This window comes from uncultured Cetobacterium sp., from assembly GCF_947038635.1.
Taxonomy (GTDB): domain Bacteria; phylum Fusobacteriota; class Fusobacteriia; order Fusobacteriales; family Fusobacteriaceae; genus Cetobacterium_A.
In genome coordinates, this window is record NZ_CAMQXC010000162.1 from 1 (window position 1) to 3,940 (window position 3,940).

Genomic DNA, 3,940 nt, shown 5'->3' on the forward strand with positions numbered 1-3,940 from the left:
CTATAGCTAATTGCATATTCATTAAATTTAAAATTGGTGTTTCTAAAATTTTAGCTTGAATCAAAGGTGCTTTTATTGAAATTATTGGTTCATTTGGATAAACAATCTCTCCATCTCTCATTGCATAAAGATTTCCTGTAAACTTCATTTTTACTAAATATTCTAATAGATGTTTTTCTTCTATTATTTTAGAAAAATACTCCCTTTTTTCATCCTCACTAGTTTCATTTAAAATTTCAATTAACTCAATTACTTCTTGAACTCCCGATACAACAGCAAAACCACCATCTTCAGTTTTTCTAAAATACATATCAAATATAGCTTCTTTCTCCTCCATATTTTCCATTAGAAAAATATCACTTTCCGTATATTGATACCTATCTGAATTAATAACTTTTGCAAAATCTGTTAAAACTCTTTCTCTCCCCATATTGTACCTCTTCATAAAATATTAGTTTTTAATTTTTCTTAATAATTATATCACTTTTATGATATAATTACCAATAAAAATAGAAAAGGAGTTGCTTTATGAGAGCTGTTATACAAAGAGTTAAGCATGCAAGTGTTAGTGTTGATAATCAAATTACTGGAGAGATAGAACAAGGATTTCTTGTACTTTTAGGTGTTACCCATACAGATACTGAAAAGGAAGTTGATTGGTTAGCTAAAAAAATAACTGATTTAAGAGTTTTTAACGATTCTGAAGATAAAATGAACTTAGGATTAAAAGATGTCAATGGTGAACTTCTAATCATCTCTCAATTTACTCTTTATGGAAATTGTATTAAAGGACGTAGACCTGCATTTATCGATGCTGCTAAACCTGATATGGCAAATGAATTATATGAAAAATTTCTAAAAAAATGTAAAGAGCTTGGGTTTAAAACTGAAGCCGGTATTTTTGGAGCAGATATGAAAGTAGAACTTTTAAATGATGGACCAGTTACTTTAATTATTGATACAAAAGATTGTTCAAAATAAACATTTTACGGGAGGAGAAAAATGGATATAAAAGAGATTAAAAAAAATGCAAAGGAAAGAATGAAAGATTTTTGTATATTATGTGCAGAGTGTAACGGTCGATGGTGTGCAGGAAAAGTTCCAGGAATGGGTGGAGCTATTAGCGGTGGAAGTTTTCAAAGATCTTATGAAAAATTAAAAGAGGTTAAAGTTGCAATGAGAACTTTGCACGGAGTAACTGATCCTAAATTAAAATGTAACTTCTTTGGAGAAGAGTTATCTTTTCCAGCTATGATTGCTCCTATAACTGGAACAAAGTTTAATATGGGTGGATATGTTAGCGATGAAGAATACTCTAACGATATCATATTTGGAGCTATTGATGCTGGTACTATAGCTATGATTGGTGATACAGGAGATCCCAACTGCTTTCAAGTAGGAATTGATGCAATAAAAAAAGCCAATGGAAAAGGTATCGCTATAATCAAACCTAGAGAAAACTCTGAAATCATAAAAAGAATCAGATTAGCTGAAGACGCAGGAGCTATAGCCGTTGGGATTGATGTAGATGGTGCTGGCCTTGTTACAATGAAATTATTTAATCAACCTGTAGGTCCAAAAACATTAAGTGATTTAAAAGAAATTATTTCATCAACAAAATTACCGGTTATTATAAAAGGAATTTTAACTGTTGATGAAGCTAAAATATGTGTTGAAGCTGGTGCTTCTGCTATTGTTGTTTCTAATCACGGAGGGCGTTGTTTGAATGAAACTTTTGCTCCTGCTGAAGTTTTAGAAGAGATATCTCAAGCTGTAGGTAACGATATTACTGTTTTAGTCGATGGAGCGGTGAGAGAGGGAGTAGATATTCTTAAATATTTGGCACTCGGAGCTGATGCAGTTTTAATTGGTCGTCCTATAATTTGGGGATCTATTGGTGGTAGGCAAGAAGGAGTTAAAGTTACCCTTGAAACATTTAAAAGCCAACTTTATCAGAGTATGATACTAAGTGGTGCTGATGATGTTAAAAATTCTAAAAATTTTTCTTGCATTTTATACACTAAAAAAGTATAATTTAAATACAAAATTTAGGAGGTTTTATCATGGAAAGAAAAGACGTTATTACATTTGGTGGAAGTCCTTTAACATTAGTTGGAAAAGAGGTTATTGTTGGAGATGTTGCACCTAACTTTACTGTTACAAAAACTGATTTATCACCTCTTTCTCTAAACGATTTAAAAGGAAAGACTGTAGTTATTTCAGCTATGCCATCTATTGATACACCTGTTTGTGAAATGCAAACTATCAGATTTAATAAAGAAGCTGCAAAATTGGAGGATGTTGTTATATTAACTATTTCTATGGATTTACCTTTTGCTTTAAATAGATTCTGTGGAGCTAAAGATATTAAAAATGCAATAACTACTTCAGATTATAAAGATAGAGAATTCTCACATAACTATGGATTATATATTAAAGAACTTGGGCTAACTTCAAGAGCTGTAATTATCATAGATAAAAATGGTAAAATTGCCTATACTGAGTATTTAAAAGAGATCACTGAAGAGCCTAATTACGATGCTGCTTTAGAAACTTTAAAAAAATTATAAAATAAAAAAAAGCCTTTAAAAGGCTTTTTTTATTTTATAAATAGTGTTTCTACTATCTGGACCAAAGAAACGATTATTATACCAACTATAAAATTTAAAGTATAACTTCTATATTTATTAAGCAATATATTTATTCCCTTTGAAACTAAAACCAATCCTATTCCAGTTCCTATAGCAAAAAAACTTAGTGGTAATATATTAAAACTTTTTATATATCCTAATATATTATAATATTCTCCCATTATCATAAGCAATAAAGAACCTGAAATTCCAGGTATCACCATAGCTCCTGCTGCTACTATTCCACAGAAAAAAAGTTTTATTCCATAAGATAATGTAAATATAGAGGCCGCTGTTCTTATAACTTCTTCTCCTGCAAATATCTTAGTTACATATATAAAAATACCTGTGCATATAACTCCTGCAAAAAATGCCAAAAGGTTATCTCTTTTAAAGAATTTTTCACCTTTCAATATTACTGGAATTGATGGAAGTATCAAAAATAGAAAAACAATTGTCGTTCCTTTAGGATATAGTGTATACATTTTAGAAATAACTCCTGCAAATGCAACAATTCCAATCACTGCTCCCAACCCTATTTGAGATAAAAATTTAGCGTACTCTATTTTTTTTGCCATTGAAGCTGTTAAAAAATTACCAACCGCTTCTGTTAATTTATCATAAATATTTAACACCACTGCTAGTGTTCCTCCAGAAACACCAGGTAAAACATTTGCAACCCCTATTACTATTCCTTTTAAAAAATTTTTAAACATGCACACTCCTAGTATTTATTTTATTATTTTAGCTTTATCAATAAATATATCCTTAATATAAATATCAACACTTTCTATAGAAAATTCGTTATAAAACACATCTACAATAGTTCCTTCTTTTTCTTTTAGTAACGAACTATTATATATATTATTTTTCACTCTAACTCCGCTATTATAAACTTTTCTTTTATACTTGTGTAAAAAATATAAAAGTTTGTATTTTTCTTCATTATTCAAATTTCCTATTTTATTATTTTCTATAAACAGATACTTTTTTATAAATAATGAAATCTCTTTTATAGTTTTAGGTTTTTCTTTATTAAATTCTTTCAAAATATCTGTATCTATATATCTAACAAAACCCATCATATTTTCATCTGCTTCTTCTTGAATAAAACTAATTTTAGTTTGAAAAAATATTGTTCTTAATAAATTTTTAGAAACTCCTTGAACTCTTTCATCTAAAGATATATTTTTAGGATAAGCTCCCTCTATTATAATACTTTCTTGAATAAAATTAAATAGTTTTATCAACTCTCTTTTCTCTTCTTCAAAAATAAAATTTATTATTTTATAATTTTCTTTATTATAAAA

5 protein-coding genes and 1 pseudogene are annotated in these 3,940 nt (G+C 28.7%); 3 read left to right on the plus strand and 3 right to left on the minus strand.

Features of this window, described 5'->3' with window-relative positions; genetic code table 11:
* Positions 1-430: pseudogene (locus Q0V08_RS11000) on the minus strand (nicotinate phosphoribosyltransferase); the annotation flags it as partial.
* 98 nt (positions 431-528) lie between these two features.
* Between Q0V08_RS11000 and dtd the strand changes: the two are divergent.
* The 3 genes from dtd to tpx are packed head-to-tail and all read left to right on the plus strand — an operon-like array spanning position 529 to position 2,570.
* Positions 529-981: a D-aminoacyl-tRNA deacylase gene (gene dtd / locus Q0V08_RS11005; RefSeq protein ID WP_297434728.1), complete on the plus strand. Its 453-nt coding sequence runs from the start codon at positions 529-531 to the stop codon at positions 979-981.
* A gap of 21 nt (positions 982-1,002) precedes the next feature.
* On the plus strand, positions 1,003-2,034 hold the full coding sequence (locus Q0V08_RS11010) for an alpha-hydroxy-acid oxidizing protein (RefSeq protein ID WP_297434730.1): 1,032 nt from the start codon (positions 1,003-1,005) through the stop codon (positions 2,032-2,034).
* Positions 2,035-2,063: 29 nt separating this feature from the next.
* The gene (gene tpx / locus Q0V08_RS11015; protein WP_366099800.1) at positions 2,064-2,570 is read left to right on the plus strand and encodes a thiol peroxidase; all 507 of its coding nucleotides are present in this window, start codon (positions 2,064-2,066) and stop codon (positions 2,568-2,570) included.
* 29 nt (positions 2,571-2,599) lie between these two features.
* On the opposite strand, the gene Q0V08_RS11020 is transcribed toward tpx, so the two are convergent.
* Both Q0V08_RS11020 and Q0V08_RS11025 read right to left on the minus strand, forming a co-directional pair.
* A complete protein-coding gene (locus tag Q0V08_RS11020) occupies positions 2,600-3,346 on the minus strand; it encodes a DUF368 domain-containing protein (protein WP_297434732.1) in 747 nt (248 codons plus the stop codon).
* A 15-nt stretch (positions 3,347-3,361) separates the two neighbouring features.
* Positions 3,362-3,940 (minus strand): Mu transposase C-terminal domain-containing protein (locus Q0V08_RS11025; protein ID WP_297434734.1); only part of this gene is annotated, 579 nt, incomplete at its 5' end.